The sequence below is a fragment of the Parasutterella sp. St.1A3 genome, assembly GCF_059728705.1.
This window is the reverse complement of the sequence record NZ_BAAGFK010000001.1, coordinates 39,061-63,484: the sequence shown is the minus strand read 5'-3', so window position 1 is coordinate 63,484 and position 24,424 is coordinate 39,061. Positions and strand designations below refer to the sequence as shown.

Here is a 24,424-nt window from a genome sequence, read left to right as displayed (position 1 = left end):
GAAGGAATACAAACATGGAATGGGAAGTAGTTATCGGGCTGGAAACACATGTCCAGCTCTCAACAAAATCTAAGATTTTCTCCGGCGCTTCCGCCTCTTTCGGCGCAGAACCGAACACACATGCCTGCCCGATCGATCTGGCGCTCCCCGGCTGCCTGCCGGTCCTCAATAAGAGCGCTGTGGAAAAGGCGATTCGTTTCGGCCTTGCAATCGACGCAAAAGTCGCAAACCGCTCCGTCTTCGACCGTAAGCATTATTTCTACCCGGATTTACCGAAGGCCTATCAAATCAGCCAGTTCGAACTGCCCGTTGTCATCGGCGGACGAGTCAGCTTCCAGGTCGAAAACCCCGATGGAAGCACCTACCAAAAAACTATTAATCTGACCCGCGCGCACCTTGAAGAAGACGCGGGCAAAAGCGTTCACGGCATTGTGCATGGAAAAACCGGTATCGATTTGAACCGTGCCGGAACGCCGCTTTTGGAAATCGTTACGGAACCGGAACTGAGAAGCTCCGCAGAAGCCGTTGCATACGCAAAAGCGCTGCATGAACTCGTTATGTGGATCGGCGTCAGCGACGGCGATATGCAGAAAGGTAATTTCCGCTGCGACGCCAACGTCTCTGTCCGACCCAAGGGCCAGAAAGAATTCGGAACCCGCTGCGAAATTAAAAACCTGAACAGCTTTAAATTCCTTCAGGCCGCTATCGACTACGAAGTTCGCCGCCAGATTGAACTGATCAGTGAAGGCGGAAAAGTGGTACAGGCCACACGCCTCTATGACCCGGACAATGACGAAACACGCGAAATGAGAACGAAGGAAGACTCGATGGACTACCGGTACTTCCCGGATCCGGATCTTCTCCCGCTTGAAATTTCCGACGAATGGATCGAAGAGGTTCGCGCCTCTATGCCTGAACTTCCTGAAAAGACGCTTGCGCGTCTCATCAACGAATACGGCATCAGCGAAGCCGACGCCCTGCAGCTGATCTCTCACCGTCCGCTCACCGAGTACTTTGAGAAAGCAGCCGCTAAACTCAAAGACAAGAAGATCGCGGCCAACTGGGTCAAGGGCGAAGTTATGGCTCAGCTCAACGCCGCTGAGCTTTCGATCGAAGAAAGCCCGGTCTCAGCCGAACAGCTCGGCGATATTCTTGTTCGCTACAGCGACGGCACAATCAATCAGAAAGGTGCGCGTACCGTCTTCTCCGCGATTTGGGAAAAGAAGGGCGACAAAGTTGATGAACTGATCGAAACGCTGGGCCTGAAGCAAATCTCGGATACCGGCGCCATCGAGGCGGCTATTGACGCAGTGCTTGCCGCCAACCCGAAGATGGTCGAAGAATTCAAATCGGGCAAGGAAAAGGCTTTCAACGCTCTGGTCGGTCAGACCATGAGAGCGACAAAAGGCAAGGCCAATCCGGCTCAGGTCAATGAAATTCTGAGAGCAAAGCTCGCTCAGTAAACAAGCTCACAAAAAGCCGGTTTTAACCTGAGTTTGGCAGATTCTAACTGACCTCTTGGTCGTCAACGGCCATGGGGTCTGTTTTTTGGCCTTTTTATTCATTATTCGCTTGTAGATATGTAGTAGGTATGTTATAATTAGATCATTATTGGAGGTGGTCTATGTTTGTTTCTACTTGCAAGGGTGGCGCCAAAGGACAGTACACTTATGTCCGGCTGATGGAGTCTTATCGAGACAAAGACGGGAAGGTAAAACACAAAGTTGTCCAAAATCTTGGGCGGCTTGATGTTCTTTCTCAGTCGAATCCAAACTATCTGGAAGATCTGAAGAAGAAATACCAAGATAGTTATGCAGAAAAGAGTCGTCTTCAGTCGCTCAATCGACTCGCACAAGCTCAGACTCTGCTGAACTTTGAAAACAGTGTTTCTGCGGGCGGTCCGCTTCCTCTTTTGCAGTACGGGCACTACGTTTTAAAAAAGCTCTGGGATGATCATCTGCATTTAGATCGGAAGTTCAAAGACATACAACAGCGACAAACAAAAGCAAAATTCGATTTGAACGCTGTTGTCTCTTATCTCTGTTTTTTAAAAATCCTTGATCCGCACTCTGTTTTTTACTCATTCGGCGACCAGGACGGATTTCTAGGTGCGCCTGTGCAGGGTATCGGTTTAGACAGTTACTACAATTCTTACGATTATTTGTTTGAGCACAAAGACTCGATCATGAGATTCTTTAACCGCTCAGTCAATAAACAGCTCGGAAAAACAAAGGCCACCTTGATTTTTTATGACGTTACCAACGTCTACTTTGAAACTGCGCTGAGTGACTTGGAGTGCGGCAGACAACAGATAGATTTCCAAGACCGGCTTCAGCAAGAACTGGAATTGGCCTATGAAAGCGGTGAATTGGATTCCTCGTGCTTTGACGATGAAGGAAGACTACGGCCTTGTCCGAAGGCTGATGACTTCATCAAGAAAATCCAGGAGCAAAAGATCGAATACCTGCGAATGAGAGGCCCCTCAAAAGAGCACCGCTTCGACCTGCCTTTAGCCTCCATCGCCTTGGTCATTAACGAAGAAGGAATACCGATTGACTTTTACGTCTACGCCGGAAACGCATCCGAATTTAAGACGATGAGTTCTTCGATTGAGTCTCTGAAACAAAAATACAACGTTAAAGAGAGCATCGTCGTTGCCGACCGAGGACTAAATTCTGCGGCAAATTTAAAGATGCTGCAGACAAATGATCTTGGATTTCTGATGGCGCAGAAAGTAAGTAATCTGGATCAGAAGACAACAAAAGCGATGTTCGATCCCGAAGGATATGTCCCAATCATCAGACAAGGAGAGGAAATCGGACGCTTTAAAGTCATAAAAGACTGGGTTAAAAAAGGAAAGGTAAAAGAAGAAGATACTCACTGCACCTTGGTTCTGACCTTTGATAAAAAGAGACAGAAACGGGACTTAGCAGTGCTCGAAGTGTGGAAAGAGCTGGTACTAAAGAAACAGGCGCAAGGCATAAAAGTTAAACCTAAGAGCTCCGGGTGGGCCTGCATTGCAAAGACTTCGGAAAAAGTAGAGGCGAAAATCGAAGGCGTTGATGAAGAGGTCCTCGAAGCTAAACGCCGCCTTGCCGGATATGCAGCCCTCATCTACAAAAATGCTCCGGACTGTGTGGAGCAAAGCGCTTTACCGGACGGACACCTAGCCGCAGCCTACCACGAACTTAACCAGATCGAGAGCTGCTTCAGAGTTATGAAGTCTCACTTAGGTTTACGGCCTATGTACGTGAGAAACTCGAATCATATTAAAGGCCACATACTCATTTGTGTAATTGCGCTGGGCATTCTGAAACTACTGCAGTGGAAGCTGAAAGAAGCCGGAACTCCTCTGAGCATCTCGGAAATAGTCCGAGCACTAAACTCGGCGACGACCGTACCAATAAAAAGTGCTAATGAACTCATGTTCCTGCAGTGCTCGAGACCACAGAATATTAGAAAGGGCTTAGAGCGGCTGACTCAGGAAGAACTTAAAGCTGAGCTATCAGGGCGCAGGCTGCAGCCAAGTCAGCTCGAAATACTCTTCAAAACGGTCGGACTCGTACCGCCGGCTCGCTTAGTCAATATCAAAGAAATGGGTCGTTGTTTAGGAGTAAGACTTACAGCGGAGGACTCGATACCGGAATTGCTCAAAGATATGCTCTAGCATACCTACAAGACAATAATTTTAAAAAGCTCTCAACTCCCTGATAATCAAAGGACTGAGAGCTTTTTTATTTGATAAATTCTGCCAAACTCAGGATCAATCAGAAAGGTGCGCGTACCGTCTTCTCCGCGATTTGGGAAAAGAAGGGCGACAAAGTTGATGAACTGATCGAAACGCTGGGCCTGAAGCAAATCTCGGATACCGGCGCCATCGAGGCGGCTATTGACGCAGTGCTTGCCGCCAACCCGAAGATGGTCGAAGAATTCAAATCGGGCAAGGAAAAGGCTTTCAACGCTCTGGTCGGTCAGACCATGAGAGCGACAAAAGGCAAGGCCAATCCGGCTCAGGTCAATGAAATTCTGAGAGCAAAGCTCGCTCAGTAAACAAGCTCACAAAAAGCCGGTTTTAACGCCGGCTTTTTTGTGTCTTTTGTTTACTTAACGCCGTAACGCGCGCGGTAGTCGGAAATAGCCGAACTATAAGCCGACAGCTCTTTTACATCGGATTCCTTCAGATATTCCATCAGGTCCGCAAGATTGGCGATCGCAACGACCGACATCCCGTATTTGTGTTCGACTTCTTCAACTGCCGAACGCTCTCCGACGTCTTCAGCGGTGCCCGAGCACTCCATCCTGTCAAGCGCCAGCAAAACTCCGGACGGGCAAGCCCCGCTCGCTTCAATAATTCTGACCGACTCATTGACGGAAGTTCCAGCGGAAATAACGTCATCAATGATCACCACGTGCCCTTTTAAAGGAGCGCCGACAACCTTGCCGCCTTCTCCGTGATCTTTGGCTTCTTTGCGGTTGTATGCGAAGGGAATGTCATGACCGAGCTCGGACATGCGGATTGCTGTCGCCGCGGCAAGCGTAATGCCTTTATAAGCAGGTCCGAAGAGCATGTCGCACTGAATGCGTCCCTGTTCAATCGCTTCAATAAGCGTTCTGGCGTAGAAATCCGCAAGCGTACGCAGCGAAGCGCCGGTGTAGAACAAACCGGCATTGAAAAAATAAGGCGAGAGACGCCCTGCCTTGGTTTTGAACTCTCCAAAGCGGAGAACGTCCGAATCAATACAAAACTCAATAAATTTATGTTGAAGTTTGGACATAATGTTGTCAGGAACTTGCTGAGGAAAGAAAGCTTAATTTTAGCGGCTCCGAAGTTATTTTCCCGTTACAAAGACGAGCTCTTTCAGCTCTCACGGCCGTTGTAATATAGACAGCATCTTTATCAACGGGTACCAACGTGCTGAAAATCATTACCGCCAACACAAACGGCATCAGAAGTGCTGTCCAAAAAGGCTTTCAATCCTGGCTCTCTGCGCAGGACGCTGACATCGTTTGTATTCAGGAGCTCAAGTCTCAGGATCACGAGGTCCCCGAAGAACTTACTCTCGGACCCTCCTCCTTTCGATACTTCCACTGTGCGGAAAAAAAAGGCTATTCGGGGTGCGCGGTACTGACCAAAAAAGAACCGGATGAAGTCATTATCGGATTCGGCAGCGAAGAGTTCGATCGTGAAGGAAGGTATGTTGAAGTACGCTTTAAGAACCTGATCGTCGTCTCCATCTATTTCCCTTCAGGAAGTTCTTCAGAGGAACGTCAGCAGGCAAAATTCCGCTTCCTCGATGTCATTTTGGACCGCTTAAACACACTAAAAGCCGACGGACGGGAAGTTGTCCTCTGCGGCGACGTCAATATCGCGCACAAGGAAATCGATATCAAAAACTGGAAAGGAAATCTCAAAAACTCCGGGTTCCTTCCGCAAGAGCGTCAATGGCTCACTGATCTCTTTGCCAACGGCTGGACAGACGTCTTCCGTAAGCTTGATCCCCGGCCTAACCAATACACCTGGTGGAGCAATCGCGGCAGAGCGCGTCAAAACAACGTCGGCTGGCGTATCGATTATCAGATTGCGACACCGCTGATTGCAGCAAAAGCCTCCAAAACCGACGTGTACCGCGATGAACGCTTTTCGGATCACGCGCCTCTCACCGTTGTCTACGATTTCGATATCAAATGAAAGCAGAACAGATTCTCTTCTCTCAAGGCTTCGGCACACGTCATGAATGTCGGGGCCTGATACTGCTCGGCAAGTTCACCGCCGCAGGCATGCCTGTCGAAGACCCTGATGAAGATATTGACACGAAGGATCTCGTCTTTACCGTTGACAGCACCGCTTGGCCTTACTACGAGAAAGCCATCGTGATGATGAACAAGCCTGAGCACTACGAATGCTCACTCAAGCCGCTGCACCATCCTTCCGTGATCAGCCTGCTCCCGCCGCCGCTTAGAACCCGAAAACTGCAGCCGGTGGGACGACTTGACGAAGACACAACCGGACTGCTCCTTTTTACCGACGACGGCAAACTCATTCATCGCCTGACACACCCTAAAAAACATGTTGACAAGGTCTACCGAGTCACACTCAAGCATCCGATTACGGACAACCAGATCAGTACGCTGCTCAAAGGCGTGCTGCTCAAGGATGAAAAAGCGGAAGTCAAAGCCGGCTCCTGCGTAAAGATCACAGACAATGTTATCGAGCTCACGCTCGCGCAGGGCAAATATCATCAGGTAAAACGCATGCTGGCTGCGGTCTCAAACCGAGTCACGGCACTTGAACGCGTACAGTTCGGACGCCTTAAACTCCCGGCAGATCTGGCGGCCGGCCAATGGCGCTGGGTCGCGTCAGCCTCGGAGATCACGGGATGAGCACCCTCGGCTCAAAACTTCAGAATTGGTTCGGCGCGTTCCGCATTTATCTGCAGCCGGTATGTCTGAGAATGTTTTTCCTCGGATTCTCCGCAGGACTTCCTCTGCTGCTTGTCCTCGGTACTCTTGGATTCTGGCTGCGCGAGGCGGGAATCGACCTTAAAACCATCGGCTTCATGTCCTGGATCGGATTGGTCTACGGATGCAAATGGCTGTGGGCGCCCCTCGTCGATAATCTCAAAATTCCCTACTTCTCCGCGAAATTGGGACAGCGGCGCACGTGGCTGATCCTCTCGCAGCTCATGCTGATGCTCTCTCTCTCGGGCATGGCTTTTTCCGACCCTCGCTTCCATCTGCCGCTGCTGACGTTCTTTGCGTTTCTGACCGCCTTTGCGTCTGCGACACAGGATATTTCTCTGGACGCCTACCGTATTGAAAGCGCGGATACCGATCTGCAGGGAGCGCTTGCAGCGACTTATCAAACCGGATATCGAATCGCTATGATTTGGGCCGGAGCCGGCGCCTTCGCGCTCGCGGCGCTCTTCCAAACGACTCCGGACAGCGTCTACGATCAAAAGGGCTGGACCGTTGCTTATCTGATTATGGCCGCCTCCATCGGTGTCGGACTTCTTACCTCGATTCTCTCGCCCGCCCCTAATAAAATCGATGAGGCAGACAAACTCAGGGAGCTGCGGGAGGTCAAAAGCAAGGTCAAAGAATTCGTCAGAACGCACGACGCTCTGCCTCAGCCCGCTGCGAAAGTTATCGGCTGGCTCAAAGTTATCTGCTGGAGTCCGATCGCCGACTTCTTTGATCGCTACAAGTGGCATGCGGCCGCCATTCTGCTGCTCATTGCCACCTATCGAATCAGCGACGTTGTCATGGGCGTTATGAGCAATCCTTTCTATCGAGATCTCGGATTCAGTAAGGAAGAAGTCGCCGCTGTATCGAAAATTTTCGGCGTCGTCATGACTTTGGTCGGTACATTCGTCGGGGGAGTTGTCGTCCTGCGCTTGGGCGTGCTTAAAACGCTTTTTATCGGAGCGCTGCTTGCCTCCGCGACCAACCTGCTTTTCTCCTGCCTCGCAGGCCTCGGCCATGACCTCGCATTCCTCGTCTTTACCGTAAGCGCGGACAACCTCTCCGGAGGTCTCGCGAGCGCCGCCTTTATCGCATACCTCTCAGGGCTCACCAACGTCCGGTATTCGGCGACTCAGTACGCGGTCTTCTCCTCCATCATGCTGATTCTGCCTAAGTTTCTCGCAGGTTTCTCCGGCGTTATGGTCGAAAGCGTCGGATATGCCAATTTCTTTATCATCACTGCGGCGCTTGGCATACCCGTCTTGATCCTCATCCCGGTAATCGGGATGCTGGAGAAATCAAAGCATTAATTTTTGCTCTCTTCCTCCATCGGCTCATTAAGCTCCGGAAATGCGTAGCCCTTTGTCACATTGGCGATCTCCGCGACACAGCTGGCTAAATCGGAGAGCGCCGCGGGCAAGTCCTCAAGCGGCGCTTCCTTATCGAGGATTTGTTTCGTTTCTGCGAAATCCCCCAAGCTCTCCTGCGGCAGATGACGCAGAATTCCGTGCAGCGCCAGGGCAATCTTGGGAGAATCGGATTTCTCCAGGAAATCGGGCCAAACCTGACCGGCTTCTAAAAAGCCCATGGCAAACGGCTCCAGAGCCTTAATCGCTTCCTTTCCTTCCAAAACTCTGCCTCGCTCGTCTTCGGCATCAAAGTAGATCGGATCAAGGGGCTGCGAATTGGCAAGCGTTTCTCCAATTTCACGAAAACGTTTTATGAGCAACTCCCTCAAACGCTTGTCTTCTGAGGCACTGCCTGTAGAAGCCGAGGCTTTGCCGTTCGTGGAAAGAATCCGCCCAAGCCAGCTTCTGGTATCGGGAAGAGTCGGCAGCAGCTGTATCGCGGTCATAAAACCGTCTGCTTCCGACGCGTCCATCGGTTCCGCACTTTCATCCACCGAAGCAAGCAGCTCATCGAGTTCACTAAGCTCATCAACCGTCATTGCGTTACTCTTTTCAGACATTCCTGTTCTCCTCTTTTTCCCAAAACTGATCCAAAATCTCGGCCGCGTGAGGACCGTCATGCGCTTTTGACAGCTGCTGTACCAAACGTACGCAGGCAGAGTGCTTAAGCCCGAGAACCGCTTCCTTCACTTCGGGAATATTCATCGGCGCCATCGACAGCTCCTTGATGCCCAGACCGATAAAAATCGGTACCAGTCTGCTTTTTCCGCCTGCCTCTCCGCAAATCGAAATCGGTTTCTCTGCTTTGGCGGCGGCCTTCGCACTCATCTTCAAAAGCTTCAAAACCGCCGGATGCAGTTCGTCATAAAGCGGGGCCACCGCAGCATTGCCGCGGTCCACACCGAGACAATACTGAATCAGATCATTGGTGCCGATGCAGATAAAATCAGACGCTTCCAAAAATTCCTCAATACAGAGCACCGCCGCCGGAAGCTCTACCATAATGCCGACTTTCACATCGGGATTAAACGGTACCTGCTCTTCACTAAGTTGCGCCTTGGCCAGCGCAATATAGCGCTTTGCTTCTTCAATCTCATGAAGGTTCGACACCAGAGGCAAAAGTATCCGAACATCAAAACCGTGTGCCGCTCTCAAAATCGCACGAAGCTGAATTAAAAAGAGATTCGGATTCACCAGCGAAAAACGAATTGCCCTGAGCCCTAAAGCCGGATTATCTTCCTTCTCCGCCCCGGACGAAACATTCTGATGAAGCGCTTCAGGAGTCAAAATCTTATCGCCGCCGACGTCAATCGTTCGAATCGTGACCGGACGCTTTCCCATCCCCTCGATAAGCGTGCGGTAGCTTTCGTACTGCTCCTGCTCTGTGGGAAGAACCTGCCGCCCCATAAAAAGGTATTCGCTCCTAAAAAGCCCTATTCCCTGCGCGCCGAGATGCAGAATATCGTCAAGTCCGGAAACCATTGCGACATTAGCCTTGAGCGTCATGCGAAAACCGTCTTTGGTCTGCGCCGCCCGTCTTCTTGCCCTGAATCGCTGAGAATAATTTCTTTCCTGATCCTTGACGCGTGAAGCGATCTCTTTGGTTTCCTTCGCATCCGGATTGCAGATAATCGTTCCGCTGTGCGAGTCAACAAATACTCGATCACCGCTCTGGATCAGCCCGACAGCACCGCCTACGCCGACAATGGCCGGGATAAACAGAGTTTGAGAAAGTACCGCGGTATGCGAAGTGGGGCCGCCCTTCTCCGTTACGATGCCGACAAGATCGAGCTCCTCATACTCGGTCAGCCAGATCACGTCCGCAAACGAAAGGTCATGCGTCACTAAAATGACAGATTCATCCGCCGCATCCCGAACCTGTTCCCCAAGTCTGCGCCCGCCGGTCAGCTCTTCCTGAAGCCGTGTGACGACATGCTCAATGTCATCGCCGCGTTCAGCCAAATAAGAGTCGGACAGATTCTCAAATACCTTGCGGACCTCTTCGAGATGCTGCTCGAGCGCCCACTCGGCATTAATCAGCTTCTGCTCAATCAGACGCGAAGTTTCCGTAAACAATGTCTCGTCATTCACAAGCATTCGGAAAACTTCAAGGAAGGCTTTCACCTCTTTGGGCGCTTTCTTGGGCGAGCGCCGGATCATCAGATCAAGCTCCTTGTTCACCGCCGTAATCGCGGAGGCAAGACGCGCCACTTCCTGCTGAGACTGAGAAGCCTCAATCTGATACTGAGGAAGCTGCAGAGAGCCGGAATTCATGACTCTGGCCTGGCCAAAGCCGATCCCGCTGGAGACGCCGACTCCTCTTAATTCCTGCCTGGGACGAACCGCTTCGTCAGTCATGGCTATTCCTGCTCTCCGAATTTGCTGTCAAATAATTCTTTTACCGCCGCTAAGGCCGCATCCTCGTCTGTTCCGTCCGCTGTGACGGTAAGCTCCGTACCTTTGGAAGCCGCAAGCAGCATGACGCCCATGATCGACTTACCGTTGACCTTTCGGCCGCCTTTCTCAATGCGAATATCACTTAAAAATTCATTGCCCTTCTGAGTGAGCTTAGCAGCCGGACGAGCATGCAGACCAAGACGATTCAATACCGTTACCTGAATGGATTTCATTTTTTTCCTTCAATGAGATACGCGGTGACGCCAATTTCTTTTGCCTTCTGTTCAAGCTCTTTCAAAGAAAGAGAGCGATAGCAAATCATCTTAAAGAGAAGCGGCAGAGAGAGCGGCACAAGAAATAAGCAGGGATGTGTTTCGCAAAATCCGCGCATCACATTGCAGGGCGTCGCACCTTCAATATCAAGAATCACAACACGTTCTTCGGCCTCGATGGAATTCCATGCCTCAGAAAGCTGTTTCTGAAGCGCCTCAGCCGAAGCGTCCGAATCAATATCAACAGCTATGAAATCCGGGACCTCTTTCATAATCTGAAGAGTCGCTTCCCTAAAAGCGCTCGCTATCGGCTTATGCGCCGCGATTATCAAACTCACGCTCATAACTGTCCTTCCAACATGTTTAACTCCTTGAAAGTATATATTTCATCCGGCAGATTTGCCGTACGCCATATTCGCAGACAGAGAACCTTCTTTGCACAGACTCCGTACCAACACAGGCGCAGAAAACAATAAAATATCAAAAACCAACAGAGGAGACGCTTATGGCAATTGTTACCTTTAAAAGCAAAGCCGCCGGTGAAATTTTTATGTTCCGCGAAACCGCAGAAAAAATCTTTAAAGTCATCGGCAAACCTTTAGGCCTGAGAGGCGTACTCACACCCGAAGAGATCCCTGACGCCATCGCCGCACTGAAAGATGCAATGGAAAAGGAAAAAGAATTTCTCAAAGGCCTGCGCGAGCGTGAAGACAAACGCTTCCGCGAGGGCAAAGACCTGGATGAGGAAAAGAAACCCGCTATCGAAGCGCCGGTCTACTTCACTCAGCGCGCTTATCCGCTTCTTGAAATGCTCGAAAGAAGCCTCAAAGAAGATACGCCTGTCGTCTGGGGTGTTTAAGCCCGCCAGAAACCGCGCGTGAAGAGTACGAGCACAGTAAAGAGCTCCAAGCGTCCGATCACCATCAGGAAGCAGCAGAAAGCAATCTGAAAATCGTTGAGGGACGCAAAGTTATAGGCCGGCCCAAGACTTCCAAGGGCCGGTCCGAGATTGTTCAGGCACGCCAGAGCCGCCGAAAAAGCCGTCAGACCGTCCAGCCCTGAAAGCATGAATGTGATTGTGCTGAAAAGCGCAATGATCGTGTACAGCATCAGGAAGGCCAAAACCAAGAAGACTACCTGCTTGTCAATGGTCTGAGACCCAATCTTGAGCGGGCGAACCATCTTCGGATGCAGAATTCTCTTGAACTCCAGATTGCCCTGCTTCACCAAAGCAATCGCTCGGATCATCTTGATGCCGCCGCCGGTTGACCCGGCGCACGTCGCAAAACAGCTTGCCAGCAAAATCAGCAGCTGCGCCACAAGCGACCATTCACCGTAGTTCGTGTTCGCAAAGCCGCCAGTACTAATCACAAAAACTGTATTGGTCACGCCGTAATAAATCGCGTCTGAAACTGTGGCGTACGTTTTGTCATAAACCAGAAGGAACGAAATAAACGCAGAGAGCAGAACAATCGTCAGGATCCATCCGCATGTCTCCGCGTCCTTCAGATAGGTTCTGAACGAGAGCTTCCTCCAGGCGGTAAAGTGCATGGAGAAGTTAATGCCGCCGATAATCAGAAAGATCACGCAGACCCAGTCCACCGTCCGGCTCGACCAATAGGCGAAACTCGCGTCATGCGAGGAATACCCGCCTAAAGAAACCGTCGTAAAGGTATGCATGATCGCATCATCCCAGTCCATGCCGGCAAAGTGATAGCAAACTGCGCAAACGACGGAAATCGCAAAGTAAATGTTGTAGAACGCTTTGGCAGTATCGGCGATCCTCGGCGTTAGGCGCCCTTCTTTGAGCGGCCCTGTAGACTCGGCGCGAAAGATCTGAGCGCCGCCCACGCCCAAGAGCGGTAAAACCGCCACGGCCGTCACCAGGATTCCAATACCGCCCATCCATGCGAGGAAACAGCGCCAGAAATTGACACTGATCGGAAGACGATCCAGCCCCGAGAGAATCGTCGCGCAAGTCGTCGTAATCCCGGATGTCGCTTCAAAAAACGCATGTATGAAGGAAATATTTTCAATATTGACATAGAGCGGGATCGTCGCGGCGAGCGCAAGAAGCACCCATGCCATCGTGACCAGCAGAAAACCGTCTCTTGGAATCAGCTCACGCTTAAACCGGCGCGTGCTCAGCCACAAAAATAGCCCGGTAAAGAAAGTAATGCAGAACGCGATCTCAAAACCGGCCTCAGCTCCGTCGTTTTTCCATAAAGATAATGCAAGCGGGATCAGCATCGATAGAGAAAATCCCACCAAAATCGGCCCAAGCACGTTGAGCACGGGCAGAAGCATGAGTCTGAGTACGGGCGGCAGCATCGTCATGATTAAAAGAAACCTACTGATGGAGCAAATAGTTTCTCAACATCAGAAATCTGCCGCTTGCTGCCCATAAACACAATCACCTGGTCCCCGTCCTGAATAACGAGGTCCTTATCGGCCATAAACACTTCAAAGATGCCGTTCACTTTACGAAGCACACATCCGATCGAAGTGCCGTCTGGCATGGAAATCTGAGCGGCATGCCGTCCTATGATCTTTGAATTCTTCTCATTGCCGTGTGCGACGATTTCCATCACTTCGGCTCCGCCTCTGCGCAGCGTGTGCGCAGACAAAACATCGCCCTGACGAATGTGACGCAGCAAATCCGAAAGCGTCGCTTCCGTTGGAGAAAACGCGATATCAATACTGGTGCCCTCAACCAAATCAATGTAGTCAGCACGGTTGATCAGCGTAATGGCACGATGCGCACCCAATTTCTTCGCAAGCAGACACGACATGATGTTGTCTTCGTCATCACTGCTGACGGCAATAAATAAATCGGTATTCGCAATGCCTTCATTCACAAAAAGACCTTCGTCCGTCATATCTCCGTGAAGCACCAGAACGGAACTTGAAAGGTTCTGCGACAGGAACTGACAGCGCTCCAAGTCCGGCTCAATGATTTTGACGTTGTAGACATCTCCGGAGGCTGTCTCCACATCGTCGAGCGCTTTGGCAAGCTGCAGCCCTAAGCTGTCACCGCCGACAATCATGACGCGATCGGAACGACGTACCCGCTGACGAAGTACTTTGACAACGTCCATCGCGCTGTCCTTGGTTGTGAGGAAGAAAATCTCGTCTCCCGCCTCAATCACAGTGTTGCCGCGGATATCATCCAGACGGTATTTTTGTCGGTAGATGGAAACAATCTGAACTTTTACGCGCGGCAGCAGACTATGAATAGTGTCAACCGTTTGGCCGCACATCTTGGCCCCGCTCACGACTTTAACGGACATCAAAATGACGTCCGCCTCGGAAAACTCAATGACCTGCAGCGCTTCCGGATAGGTAATCAGCTGAACAATATAATTCGTGATCGCCTCTTCCGGCCATATAACGGAAGTCGCACGAAACCCCGCAGTCGACAGAAGCGCCGGATATTCACGAAGCTCATCATTGCGCACACGCGCGATGCGCGACGGAACATTAAAAAGCTGCTCGGCAATCAGAGTTACGGCGAGATTGGTTTCGTCATTAGCGGTCACGGCAATAATCATGTCCGCGTCCACCGCTCCGGCCTCGGCAAGAACAGAGGGAGACGTCGCGTCGCCTACGATGCCCTGAAGGTCGTAATTATTCTGAATGTCTGTTATGCGGTCCTTGTCTGTATCAACAATCGTAATGTCGTTGGACTCAGACACTAAATTCCCTGCAACGGAAGAACCGACTTTCCCCGCTCCAACTATGAGAATCCTCATTTATTGCTCCATTGCCGGAGATCAGGTCTTCGGGAGGCTACTCGCGGGCTCTCACCGTCTTTCCAATCTCAATTCCCAGCTGCTTAAGCTTTCGATACAGATGCGTGCGCTCTAATCCGGCAAATGCGGCAACACGCGAAATACTATTGTTTTCTCTTTTCAGCAGATTCAAGAAGTAAAGCCGCTCAAATTGATCTCTGGCTTCTCTGAGCGGAGCGGAAAAGTCCACCTGACCCAGCAGCGCTTTGGTGTCCTCTGCGCTGGTGCGCGGAGGCTGATCCGAAATTGCCGTCACTCGGGCATCCGCGGAATGAGAACCGGAAGATCGGTAAGAGCTTCCGGAAGCCTGGAACGGATGCGCATAAACCGTCGTATCCCGCAGCGCATCAATACGCGCGGAGGCCTGAGAGTCTCCGATTCTGGGCTCCTTAGAACTCTTCTGCAGAGCTTCCTTCACGGCGCTGATCAGACGAGAAAGCGCAATCGGCTTTTCCAGAAAATCCACAGCGCCGAATTTGGTCGCTTCAACGGCTGTATCCAGAGTGGCATGACCGCTCATCATGATCACAGGCGCTGTCAGCTGTCCGCTCGAACTCCACTCCTTCAGCAGAGAAATCCCATCGTTATCCGGCATCCAGATATCCAAAAGGACCAAATCCGGATGCTGGTTCATCGCAGCTCGTGCCGCACTGGCGTTTTCCGCCAGAAGAACTCCGTAACCCTCATCAGAGAGAATTTCTGACAAAAGTTCGCGAATGCCGATTTCGTCGTCTACAACTAAAACAACTGCCATAAAATCTTTACTTTCTGAATAATTCTTACTTCTCTATGGACTTCTATTCTATCAAGTCCGAATTCTTCCTAAACGGTCCAAAGCCTTCTAAAAACAAAAAACAGAGCGGCTCCGCGAACCTCTCCCTTTTCATCCGTTAAATTCACCGCGGTAACCGACGCTCCGTGCTCATCAACGATCTTCTTGATCATGGCAAGGCCCAGACCTGTGCCGGAAGACTTTGTCGTCACATAGGGCTCAAACGCGTGTTCCAGAATCTGTTTGGTGAACCCCGGACCATTATCGCTTACTTCCAGGCTGACGCCCTCGGCCTCTCCGCTTGTCTCGTTCCTTATCACCGAGGTGCGGATCGAAACCACTAGCTGCTCCTTGGAAGGAAGCGCCTCCATCGCATTGGAGAACAAATTATGAAATACCTGACGAAGCTGATTTGCATCCCCCTCAATCGCGGGCATCGGCTCCTGTAGAGCCAGCTGAACGCGAATCCCGGCCGCCTGATAGAAATGAGCCACTTCCTCAATAAAAACAGTGAGGTCCAGACGGTCATAATGCGGCGCTCCGATCTTTGCATACAGGCGAAAATCATTAACCATCTGCTTCATTGCCGTGACCTGGCTGACAATGGTTTTGGTCGCCCTTTCCAAAATTTCCTGATCCCGTCCCTGAACCTTATCCTTAAGCTTCATCTCCAGTCGCTCGGCGGCAAGCTGGATAGGCGTCAGCGGATTCTTAATCTCGTGGGCAAGACGACGGGCCACCTCGCCCCATGCCTCCGTTCTCTGAGCGGCCGCAAGCGCGGTGACGTCGTCAAAAACCAGCAGATATCCTTTGTCTTCGCCAAGCGTCAGCCGAGTCGCTCTCGCAAAAATATTGAGCTTTTCCTGAAGTTTGTCCGGCCGCTGATATTCACACTGAATCGAAATGTCAGAGTTCTCTTCTGTGCAGAGCGCAAGCTTTTCACTCACCACCGACGCGAAGGCCGGCATGATGTCCTTCAGCAGAGCGCCTAAGCACTCGGTGAGATTGATGCCGAGAATTCTGGAAGCCGCTGAGTTGGCGGAAATCAGCTGGCTGTGGCTGCTGAGCACAATCACACCGGAGGACATCTTTGCCAGAATTCGTTCCAGGTATTCTTTGGCCTGACCCAGTTCTTCACTGCGGCTTTCCAGATCTTCCCGCGCCTGTGCAAGCTGCCCGGTCATTGTGTTGAACGAACGGGCAAGCTCCCCGACTTCATCGTTTGTCCTCACCTCGGGAAGCTGCTCATACTGGCCGGCGCCGACTCGCCGAATACCTTCCAGAAGCAGCATCAGCGGTTTGCTGATGCGGTTGGCCATAATCACCGAAATCGCTATCGCGCCAAACATGGAAAGCAGAAGCACCAGCGTCAGTGAGATGGAGTAAATGTTGCGAAGGCCGCTGCGGGCGAGAACCATTTCCTGATAATCCCGATAACCGTTCATCAGCGTCTCGGCATTGCTTGCAAGCGAGGGCGGGACATTGTCAATCAGTTCGAGAAAAACAGACTCTCTGCCGGAAGAAGGAGCATCCAGCATAAAAATATCCTTCTGCGAACGCAGCGCGAGCGAAATCGAACCGTCAGCCGTCGGGATAGGAATCACGACCTGAGCTCTCTGAAGTCCCGGATTATTGTCATCAATCGTCTGCCAAAAACCATGCGTACGCGCCGCCTGCAGCACTCGATTCGAAGGAACGGTCGGAACCAGTTTGCCAAAGGAGCTGCCGGAAACGGCTAAGAGATTGCCGCTTGAGGTGATCAGCACTGCTTCCTGCACCCCCTCGCGCTCCCGTGCGGCATCCAGCACGGCGAGCCAGCCGGAGGGCGGAGTTTCTGCGATTTCTGCTGAAATTTTACGAGCCTTCACCAGCAAATTGGATTGGAAATTCTCAAGCACTTCGCGGCCGAGCGTAAGACCTGAATCCAGAGCGCGTTCCACTCTGACGTCGAACCAGGAATCCACGGAATGGTGAAGAAACTGAACAGAAACAGCAAAAATCAAGATTCCGGGAAGCACACCGGTCAGCCCGAGCGCAAGCGCAAATTTCGAAAGAATTTTGACACCGTATTTTTTTCGCTTCGCATTGCGGTAAAGCTGGTAAAGAAGCGCGCCGACCATGCCCATGAACACGAGCATCACAAAGGTGTTGATATACAGGAGAACGGTATAGTACTTTTCAAAAAATACCGTGTTCTGGCTTGCACTCACCAGAAGAAATAAAAGCACACAGCTAAGCCCTATTAAAGCCAACAGAGCCAATCTGAGATACTTTGACAACTCAGCCCTCCGAACGGGTTATTTTGACAGGGAACCAACCGCTGTCTACATTCCAGCCGTCTTCGCGGCGGAGCGTAACCTGGAAGGGCTTAGGCAGCTTGCTTGTGTCAAGGTAAAATCGTGCTTTTGCGCTGTAGCCCTCCGGATTTAATTCCCGATACGATCCTAAATAGAGGTTGGAGACATTTTTCATCATGGCGAGCGCGGCCGCGGGCGACTCAAAACTTTGCGTCATGCCGCCGATGCTGAGCTTGTATTTGCGTGTGAGCGGATTGAAGCTCAGGCGAATGTGCTCAGATGCGCCGGCAATGTCACGATCAAACCAATACCAGCGCTTTTTTTCAACTTCAACTTCCAGAACAAAGCTGAGCGTAATCCCACGCAGAAGAACATCCATAAGCTCGTCGGTCAGCTCAAAATTAAACTCGCCATTGAAGAACAGCCCGCTCGACGGAGTCCGCTGCGCAGAAATCTCCGCCGTCACCGGCTCAACCGACGCTGAATACGCCTGACCGACCGCGCTCAGCACAAGCGCGGCAGCCAGAACAACCTTCTTCAATAACATTAAATCTTCTCTATAAGCGCGTAGAAAAATCCATCATGCGTCTTCGGGAAGAATTCCGGCTTATCCTGAACGCCTTCAGCAGGCGGCAGACTCAGGAGAATCTCCTTGTCAGGACCGATAGGAATCAGTTTGGCGTCCGGATGCTTGGAACAAAACGACTCTATCTGTGCAGGACCTTCCTCAGAAAACACTGAACATACAGCATAAAGAATTCTTCCCCCTTTTACCAGAAGAGGCCATAAATTCTCCAAAAGCTTTGCCTGAGTACGAGCCAGCTGAGCAATATCTTCAGGCTTGCGGGACCACGGAATATCCGGGTGTCTGCGAACAATTCCGGAAGCCGTGCACGGAGCATCCAAAAGAATTCTGTCAAACGGTTTGCCGTCCCACCAGGACTGAATATCCGACGCATCCGCAACTCGGACGTTCGCCTTCAAACCCAGTCGATCCAAATTTTCAGTAATGCGGACGGCCCGCAGAGGATCAATTTCCAATGCGGTTAAGTCCACATCGGCCAGCTCCAAAATATGCGCGGTTTTCCCGCCGGGCGCAGCACAGGCGTCCAGTACGCGCATCCCGTCTTTTGCGCCGAGAATCGGTGCGGCAAGCTGACTGCCCGCATCCTGGACCGACACCAATCCGTCGGCAAAACCGGGAATATCCCGAACCGGACGCGGCTCCTCCAAGCGAAGTCCGTACATACCTTCAGGAACACACACGATTTCCTTAGCACGGTAGTCCGCGAGCACATCTTCAAGAACGGCTTTTCTCTTGTTGACGCGCAGCGTCAGGGGAGGATGCCTTCTTTGCAGCGAAAAAATCTCTCGCGAGGATTTTCCGAAAACGACCTCATAGCGGCGAATCCACCACATGGGCGCGTTGTAGCGGACCACCGGACTGCGCTCAAGCTCATCGGTCAGCCGGCGTTTTTCACGAAGATAGCGCCGCAGAATCGCATTAACGAAGTTGGCCGCTCTCATGGTCTGCGGATCCGACTTCGCCGCGATAACCGCTTGGTTGCAGACGGTAAATTCCTGCTCCTTGCCTTCCTTTAGAAGACTAATCGAAAGCTCCAGCAGCGCCGCGGTCTTCGCATCGGGCGCCCTGCTGACCAATTTTGCGACAGCGGCTTCAGCAAAAGCCCTGCGCCGACTGACGCAGTAAAGCAGGTTTTGACAGGCGCCCCGATAAGCAGCGTCTCGGGGAATTTCACTAAGCGCCTTATCAAGAGAAACTCCGCCTTTGATACTGATCCAGGGCGCCGCGGATCGAACCAGCGCCTCAGCCAAACTGCCGCTTTTCATTTGAAAATCTCTCCCGCTTTAATCGAATGACCGGAAAGAAAGTCCCGCACGTCCAGTTTCTTTCCGCCGGGCCTCTGCAGACGTGTCAGACGCAGCACCGTTCCGCCGCCGCAGGCCACACAGATTCCTTTTGCGTCGCTGCTAATAACAGTTCCCGGCGCCAAGCTCGTTTTACCCGAGTCGGCAGCAGCCATCCAGGCCTTCAATACTTCATCATTTAAACTAAAGAAACAGCCGGGCGCCGGATTGAATGCCCGAATTCTGCATGCGATCTCCTGAGCCGACTGTCCCCAGTCAATCCGACCTTCTTCCTTAGACAATTTATTGGCATATGTCGCGCCTTGCGGCTGCGCTCTCGGCGGATATGCGTTCGGATCATCTAAATACCGGAGCAGCATCTCGGCGCCAAGCTCAGAGAGCTCACGCGTCAGATTCTCAGCCGTATCTTTCTCAGTGATCGGAACCGACTCTTCCATCAGCATCGGCCCGGTATCCAGTCCCGCATCCATCTGCATGAGCGTAATGCCGGTCTCGGCGTCTCCCTTCTCGATCGCGCGTGCAATCGGAGCGGCGCCTCTCCATGCCGGCAGGAGACTGCCGTGAATGTTAACGGCCTTGATTTCCGGATGCTCCGGCGAAACGCCTCTCGGTATATCCAGCACTTCCTGAGGAATAATGAGTCCGTAAGCCGCAACCACAAGAACATCAGCGTCAGCAGCTTTCATTGCTTCAATCGCTTCAGCGGTTTCCTCCAGCCCCTTGGAGCGGCGAAGCGTCAGCGGCGTCAGCACCTTAATTCCGGCGCTCAGAGCGGTCTGCTTGACTTCGCTTGCCTTGAGCTTTCGGCCTCGCCCTGAAGGCCGATCCGGCTGACTCAGCACCAGCATGACCTCATGCTCGCTTTCGATCAGTTTTCTGAGAGCCTCGGCTGCAAAGTCCGGCGTTCCGGCAAAAACAATTCTCATCTTCTCTTTCTCCGGCTATATCCGAATATGACAAAGTCTGATTGTATGACACGTGCGGATGTTTCATAATCCAATCAGTTACTTTCCGAGCATAGATATGCCAATCGTTGATCTGAAAACCGTCAAGCTGAACTACGAAATTCTCGGTGATCCTGCGCTTCCTACAGTGCTGCTGATCATGGGACTGAGCATGCCGGCATCAGCATGGCCGGATAAATTCATTGAGCAGCTGCTTGTCAGAGGCCTGCGCGTCATTACCGTGGATAACCGAGACGCGGGTCTGTCGGAGAAATTCAGCAACAGAAAAATTCAAACCTCGGTACCGATCGCGATCGGCCGCGCTCTGCTGAGAATGCCTGTACCCGCGCCCTATCGTTTGGAAGATATGGCGCTTGACCTGGCAGCTCTTCTGGATTACTTAAATGTGCCGCGCGTTCACGCGGTGGGCGCCTCTATGGGCGGAATGATCGCACAGATACTTGCAGGCATCCGTCCCTCCCGCGTCTGCTCTCTGACGTCAATCATGTCCGCTTCGGGGAATCCCCGTACGGGTTTTGGCAAACTCAAGGCGATCTACTCTATCCTGAGCCAAAGCTTGGGAGATGACTCCGAACAAGAGAGGAAAAAACGTTTGACTCAGGTCTTCATGACATTGAAAAGTCCGCATTATCAGTATCAGGAAGAAGATCTGGAGCGACAGCTTGCAGACGTCGCAGCTCACCCGCTCGATCCTGCGGCCGGAGAAAGACAGCTGCTTGCAATTCTGGCGAGCGGCGACCGCTCGCAGCAGCTCTCGCGGATTACCGTACCGACTTTAGTCATCCATGGAGAGGACGACCCTCTGCTGCCGCTTTCCGCGGGCAAGGAAGTCGCAGAATTAATTAACGGCGCAAGATTTATGTCCCTTCCGAAAATGGGACACGACCTTACGCCGATACATTTGGAGACGATCGCTGACGCAATCGCCGACCTTGTCTGGTCTTCGGAGTGTTAGGCGCGGGCGGCCTGCTTGGCCGCTTTCGCCTCTTCAAGACGCTGCTTTTGAATCTTGTGACGAATACGCTGCTTTTTCAGCATGCTCAGATGATCAACAAAAACAACTCCGTCAAGATGGTCCATTTCATGCTGAACACAAACCGCGAGCAAGCCGTCACAGTCCATTTCATAACTGTTGCCTTTAAGATCCTGAGCGCGCACTCGGACATTGGCCGGACGCGTCACCTTATCGTAAATACCGGGTACGGAAAGACAGCCTTCTTCCCAAGGCTTGGTCTCTTCGCTTGAAGAAACAATCTCCGGATTAATGAGAATCTTTAAATCATTCTTTTCTTCCGTGACGTCAATCACAATTAGGCGGATGTGACGATCAACCTGCGTCGCGGCAAGTCCCACGCCAGGCGCTTTATACATCGTCTCAGCCATATCGGAAGCCAGCTTTTCAAGCTCTTCGTTAAACTCTGTCACTTTTGCGGCTTTCGTCTTCAACCGCGGATCCGGATATTTCAAAATAGGAAGAATGGCCAAAGTAATCCTCTCAACTAAATCTTAATCATCAGCGCTCTCTCAGAGCCGCAGCATTTTAAACGAGCTGCGTCTCGAACGCTTACAGAAGATTGTAAATCTCCCAAAAGTCAATTGGTTGCAGTCATCCCAAAAAGTGCTAATTTAAAAAAAGAATGTTTTGAGTTTTCATCATGGGTAAATCGTTAGTTATTGCTGAAAAACCTTCAGTCGCCGCAGACATTGCCAGAGCTATCGGCGGGCTTAAAAAAGAAGGCGATCATTATGTGGGCGAACACTATATCGTGGCGTCCGCCGTCGGCCACCTGCTCGAGCTGAAAGAGCCGCCGGAATATGAAGTCAAAAGAGGCAAATGGAGCTTTGCGCATCTGCCGGTCATTCCCTCGCACTTCGATCTCTCGCCGATTAAAAAATCCGAAGCAAAACTCAACTCACTTAAGAAACTGATCAAGAGCCGGGAAGTAGACAAACTCATCAACGCATGCGATGCGGGACGAGAGGGCGAGCTGATTTTCCGCTATATCGTCGAAGCGGTTAAATCCAAAAAACCGATCGAGCGGCTGTGGCTGCAGTCAATGACGAAACACGCCATTGTTGAAGCGTTCAAACACCTGAGAAGCGACGAAGAAATGCAGTCTCTTGCCGATGCGGCGCGAAGCAGATCGGAGGCGGACTGGCTTGTCGGAATTAACGGCACAAGAGCGCTTACAGCCTTCAACAGCAAGGACGGCGGCTTCTTTCTGACGACCGTCGGCCGCGTGCAGACGCCTACACTTGCACTGGTCGTTAAGCGCGAAGAACAGATTCGCGCCTTTGTGCCGACCTCGTATTGGGAGGTACACGCCGAATTCAAGGTGGCCGAGGGAAACTACAGCGGAAAATTCTTCGACCCTAAATTCAAAAAGAGCAGCGATCCGGTCAAAAAGGCCGAACGATTATTCAGCGCCGAAGAGGCCGCTAAAATCGCAGACGCCTGCCGCGGAAAAACCGGCACCGCGGTCGATACCTCTAAACCGTCAACTTCTAACTGCCCCGCTCTGTACGATTTGACAACACTGCAGAGGGATGCGAACTCCAGATTCGGATTCTCAGCGAAGACCACCTTGGCAATCGCTCAGGCACTCTACGAGAAACACAAACTGCTGACCTACCCGAGAACCGACGCGCGAGCGCTTCCGGAGGACTATCTTCCGACGGTGAAGAGTACGCTGCAGCTGCTCGCAGAACACAGTCCTCTGGGCAAATACGCGGCTAAGGCGCTCAAAAATGACTATGTTGTGTTCAGCAAAAAAGTCTTTAACAACGCCAAAATCAGTGACCACTTCGCGATTATTCCGACCACTCAGGAGCCTAAGACCACCTTGTCCGAAGCTGAACAGAAGGTCTATGAACTGGTAGTCAAGCGTTTTATCGCAATCTTTTATCCGCCCGCCCAGTTCAATAACACGACACGCGTCACCGAAGTCGAAAACTACAGCTTTATTACCGAAGGCAAAGTTCTTGTCAGCCCCGGCTGGCTTGAAGTTTACGGCCGCTCCGCCGGTGAAGACGGTGCTGAGCTGGTGCCGATTAAACCGAAAGAATCAGCCCTCACGCTGAAAGCTGAACCTACTGCTCTTGCAACCAAGCCGCCTGCTCGCTACACAGAAGCCTCGCTGCTGAGCGCGATGGAAGGCGCGGGCAAAACACTCGAAGAAGCTGAACTGCGGGATGCGATGTCTGAAAAAGGCATCGGAACGCCGGCGACACGAGCCGCAATCATCGAAGGACTCATTCAGCAGAACTACATGATCCGGGAAAACCGAGAATTGGTCCCAACCGCAAAAGCGACTCAGCTCCTGACCCTGCTCAAGGGGCTGAAAATTCAAACACTCTCGGAGGCCGAACTGACCGGTGAGTGGGAATACAAGCTCTCGCAAATCGAAAAAGGCAAGCTCTCACGCAAGGACTTTATGACTGAAATCGGCGGCCTCACTAAGGAGATTGTCGACGCCGCAAAAAGCTATGGCGCTGACACGGTCCCCTTAGATAACCCCGCTATGCTTAAAATGCCCTGTCCGAAATGCGGCGGTCCTATCGTAGAAAACTACCGCAGATTCGCGTGCACAAAATGCGGCTACAGCATTCCGAAACATCCGGGAGGACGCACCTTCGCTCCCGATGAAGTTGACGAGCTGCTGACTAAGGGCAAAATCGGACCGCTCGACGGATTTATCAGCAAACTCGGACGCCCCTTCTCCGCCGAACTGAAACTTGGTCCTGCGCCCGATTACAAGATTGATTTTGACTTCGGAGAAAACACTTCACAAGTCACCGTCAGCGTCGATGAACTGCGCAAGCAGGAACCCGTCGGCGTCTGTCCGGTCTGCGGCGCAAACGTGTATGAAACGGAAAACGCTTACGCCTGCGAAAATCATGTCGACCCGAAGGCTAAGAAGAAATGCGCTTTCAGAAGTTCCAAGGTTATTCTGCAGCAGCCGATTGCGCGTGAACAAATGGAAAAACTTCTGAAAACCGGCTCCACAGATCTGCTGACCAACTTTGTCTCCAACCGAACCAAACGGAAATTCTCCGCTTTCCTGGTTCTGGAAAAGGGCGGAAAAATCGGCTTCAAATTTGAAGAAAAGCCCGCAGGAGAACAAAAGAAAATCGCCGGACGGCGCACCACGAAAAAAGCAGCCGAGTAA

Annotated in this window: 21 protein-coding genes and 1 pseudogene; 9 read left to right on the top strand and 13 right to left on the bottom strand. The window is 51.7% G+C overall.

What is annotated here, in order from left to right; all coding sequences use genetic code 11:
• Window positions 1-14 precede the first annotated feature (14 nt).
• From gatB (AC6I1F_RS00300) to gatB (AC6I1F_RS00290), 3 genes and pseudogenes are all read left to right on the top strand, one after another.
• Complete coding sequence (gatB, locus tag AC6I1F_RS00300; protein WP_251570199.1) at window positions 15-1,463, top strand: Asp-tRNA(Asn)/Glu-tRNA(Gln) amidotransferase subunit GatB; 1,449 nt, start codon at window positions 15-17, stop codon at window positions 1,461-1,463.
• A gap of 161 nt (window positions 1,464-1,624) precedes the next feature.
• A complete protein-coding gene (locus AC6I1F_RS00295; protein ID WP_251570937.1) occupies window positions 1,625-3,667 on the top strand; it encodes an IS1634 family transposase in 2,043 nt (680 codons plus the stop codon).
• Between the two features lie 95 nt (window positions 3,668-3,762).
• Window positions 3,763-4,050: pseudogene (gatB, locus tag AC6I1F_RS00290) on the top strand (Asp-tRNA(Asn)/Glu-tRNA(Gln) amidotransferase subunit GatB); the annotation flags it as partial.
• Window positions 4,051-4,100: 50 nt separating this feature from the next.
• On the opposite strand, the gene pyrE reads toward gatB (AC6I1F_RS00290), so the two are convergent.
• A complete protein-coding gene (pyrE, locus tag AC6I1F_RS00285) occupies window positions 4,101-4,775 on the bottom strand; it encodes an orotate phosphoribosyltransferase (protein WP_160334227.1) in 675 nt (224 codons plus the stop codon).
• A gap of 137 nt (window positions 4,776-4,912) precedes the next feature.
• Here pyrE and AC6I1F_RS00280 point away from each other — a divergent pair, with 137 nt between their 5' ends.
• From AC6I1F_RS00280 to AC6I1F_RS00270, 3 genes are read left to right on the top strand one after another with little or no spacing between them, the layout of a single operon-like run.
• Window positions 4,913-5,689 (top strand): exodeoxyribonuclease III, encoded by a 777-nt coding sequence (locus tag AC6I1F_RS00280; RefSeq protein ID WP_251449769.1) that lies wholly within the window; start codon window positions 4,913-4,915, stop codon window positions 5,687-5,689.
• Window positions 5,686-6,381, top strand: a complete 696-nt coding sequence (locus tag AC6I1F_RS00275) for a 16S rRNA pseudouridine(516) synthase (protein ID WP_289163023.1) — start codon at window positions 5,686-5,688, stop codon at window positions 6,379-6,381. Before AC6I1F_RS00280 ends, AC6I1F_RS00275 begins: the two co-directional genes overlap by 4 nt.
• Window positions 6,378-7,772 carry an AmpG family muropeptide MFS transporter gene (locus AC6I1F_RS00270; RefSeq protein WP_237178674.1) on the top strand — a complete coding sequence of 465 codons (1,395 nt, stop codon included), beginning with the start codon at window positions 6,378-6,380 and terminating at the stop codon, window positions 7,770-7,772. Before AC6I1F_RS00275 ends, AC6I1F_RS00270 begins: the two co-directional genes overlap by 4 nt.
• Here the strand turns inward: AC6I1F_RS00270 and AC6I1F_RS00265 are convergent.
• From AC6I1F_RS00265 to AC6I1F_RS00250, 4 genes are read right to left on the bottom strand one after another with little or no spacing between them, the layout of a single operon-like run.
• The gene (locus AC6I1F_RS00265; protein WP_289163024.1) at window positions 7,769-8,431 is read right to left on the bottom strand and encodes a YecA/YgfB family protein; all 663 of its coding nucleotides are present in this window, start codon (window positions 8,429-8,431) and stop codon (window positions 7,769-7,771) included. The two genes, AC6I1F_RS00270 and AC6I1F_RS00265, sit on opposite strands and share 4 nt — an antisense overlap.
• Complete coding sequence (gene ptsP, locus AC6I1F_RS00260; protein WP_160334232.1) at window positions 8,424-10,229, bottom strand: phosphoenolpyruvate--protein phosphotransferase; 1,806 nt, start codon at window positions 10,227-10,229, stop codon at window positions 8,424-8,426. Before ptsP ends, AC6I1F_RS00265 begins: the two co-directional genes overlap by 8 nt.
• 2 nt (window positions 10,230-10,231) lie before the next feature.
• Entirely contained in the window at window positions 10,232-10,501 is a 270-nt protein-coding gene (locus AC6I1F_RS00255; RefSeq protein ID WP_160334233.1) for an HPr family phosphocarrier protein, read from the bottom strand.
• Window positions 10,498-10,878: a PTS sugar transporter subunit IIA gene (locus tag AC6I1F_RS00250; protein ID WP_288319732.1), complete on the bottom strand. Its 381-nt coding sequence runs from the start codon at window positions 10,876-10,878 to the stop codon at window positions 10,498-10,500. Before AC6I1F_RS00250 ends, AC6I1F_RS00255 begins: the two co-directional genes overlap by 4 nt.
• A gap of 167 nt (window positions 10,879-11,045) precedes the next feature.
• Between AC6I1F_RS00250 and AC6I1F_RS00245 the strand changes: the two genes are divergently transcribed.
• A complete protein-coding gene (locus AC6I1F_RS00245; RefSeq protein ID WP_160334235.1) occupies window positions 11,046-11,399 on the top strand; it encodes a DUF1840 domain-containing protein in 354 nt (117 codons plus the stop codon).
• Here the strand turns inward: AC6I1F_RS00245 and AC6I1F_RS00240 are convergent.
• The 7 genes from AC6I1F_RS00240 to fmt form a co-directional block, all read right to left on the bottom strand.
• The gene (locus tag AC6I1F_RS00240; RefSeq protein WP_160334236.1) at window positions 11,396-12,877 is read right to left on the bottom strand and encodes a TrkH family potassium uptake protein; all 1,482 of its coding nucleotides are present in this window, start codon (window positions 12,875-12,877) and stop codon (window positions 11,396-11,398) included. The two genes, AC6I1F_RS00245 and AC6I1F_RS00240, sit on opposite strands and share 4 nt — an antisense overlap.
• Before the next feature lie 2 nt (window positions 12,878-12,879).
• Window positions 12,880-14,292: a Trk system potassium transporter TrkA gene (gene trkA, locus AC6I1F_RS00235; protein WP_251449767.1), complete on the bottom strand. Its 1,413-nt coding sequence runs from the start codon at window positions 14,290-14,292 to the stop codon at window positions 12,880-12,882.
• A 37-nt stretch (window positions 14,293-14,329) separates the two neighbouring features.
• The gene (locus AC6I1F_RS00230; protein ID WP_289163029.1) at window positions 14,330-15,085 is read right to left on the bottom strand and encodes a response regulator; all 756 of its coding nucleotides are present in this window, start codon (window positions 15,083-15,085) and stop codon (window positions 14,330-14,332) included.
• Between the two features lie 68 nt (window positions 15,086-15,153).
• Window positions 15,154-17,382 carry a sensor histidine kinase gene (locus AC6I1F_RS00225; protein WP_289163031.1) on the bottom strand — a complete coding sequence of 743 codons (2,229 nt, stop codon included), beginning with the start codon at window positions 17,380-17,382 and terminating at the stop codon, window positions 15,154-15,156.
• Window position 17,383: 1 nt separating this feature from the next.
• Entirely contained in the window at window positions 17,384-17,947 is a 564-nt protein-coding gene (locus AC6I1F_RS00220; protein ID WP_160334240.1) for a DUF4390 domain-containing protein, read from the bottom strand.
• Window positions 17,947-19,251, bottom strand: coding sequence for a 16S rRNA (cytosine(967)-C(5))-methyltransferase RsmB (rsmB, locus tag AC6I1F_RS00215; RefSeq protein WP_251570194.1), 1,305 nt, complete (start codon window positions 19,249-19,251; stop codon window positions 17,947-17,949). Before rsmB ends, AC6I1F_RS00220 begins: the two co-directional genes overlap by 1 nt.
• On the bottom strand, window positions 19,248-20,216 hold the full coding sequence (gene fmt / locus AC6I1F_RS00210; RefSeq protein ID WP_251570193.1) for a methionyl-tRNA formyltransferase: 969 nt from the start codon (window positions 20,214-20,216) through the stop codon (window positions 19,248-19,250). Before fmt ends, rsmB begins: the two co-directional genes overlap by 4 nt.
• 97 nt (window positions 20,217-20,313) lie before the next feature.
• On the opposite strand from fmt, the gene AC6I1F_RS00205 reads away from it, so the two are divergent.
• A complete protein-coding gene (locus AC6I1F_RS00205) occupies window positions 20,314-21,210 on the top strand; it encodes an alpha/beta fold hydrolase (protein WP_160334243.1) in 897 nt (298 codons plus the stop codon).
• Here AC6I1F_RS00205 and def read toward each other — a convergent pair.
• Window positions 21,207-21,740 carry a peptide deformylase gene (def, locus tag AC6I1F_RS00200; RefSeq protein ID WP_202074508.1) on the bottom strand — a complete coding sequence of 178 codons (534 nt, stop codon included), beginning with the start codon at window positions 21,738-21,740 and terminating at the stop codon, window positions 21,207-21,209. The genes AC6I1F_RS00205 and def overlap by 4 nt on opposite strands.
• A gap of 170 nt (window positions 21,741-21,910) precedes the next feature.
• Here def and AC6I1F_RS00195 point away from each other — a divergent pair, with 170 nt between their 5' ends.
• Window positions 21,911-24,424: a DNA topoisomerase III gene (locus tag AC6I1F_RS00195; RefSeq protein ID WP_290432502.1), complete on the top strand. Its 2,514-nt coding sequence runs from the start codon at window positions 21,911-21,913 to the stop codon at window positions 24,422-24,424.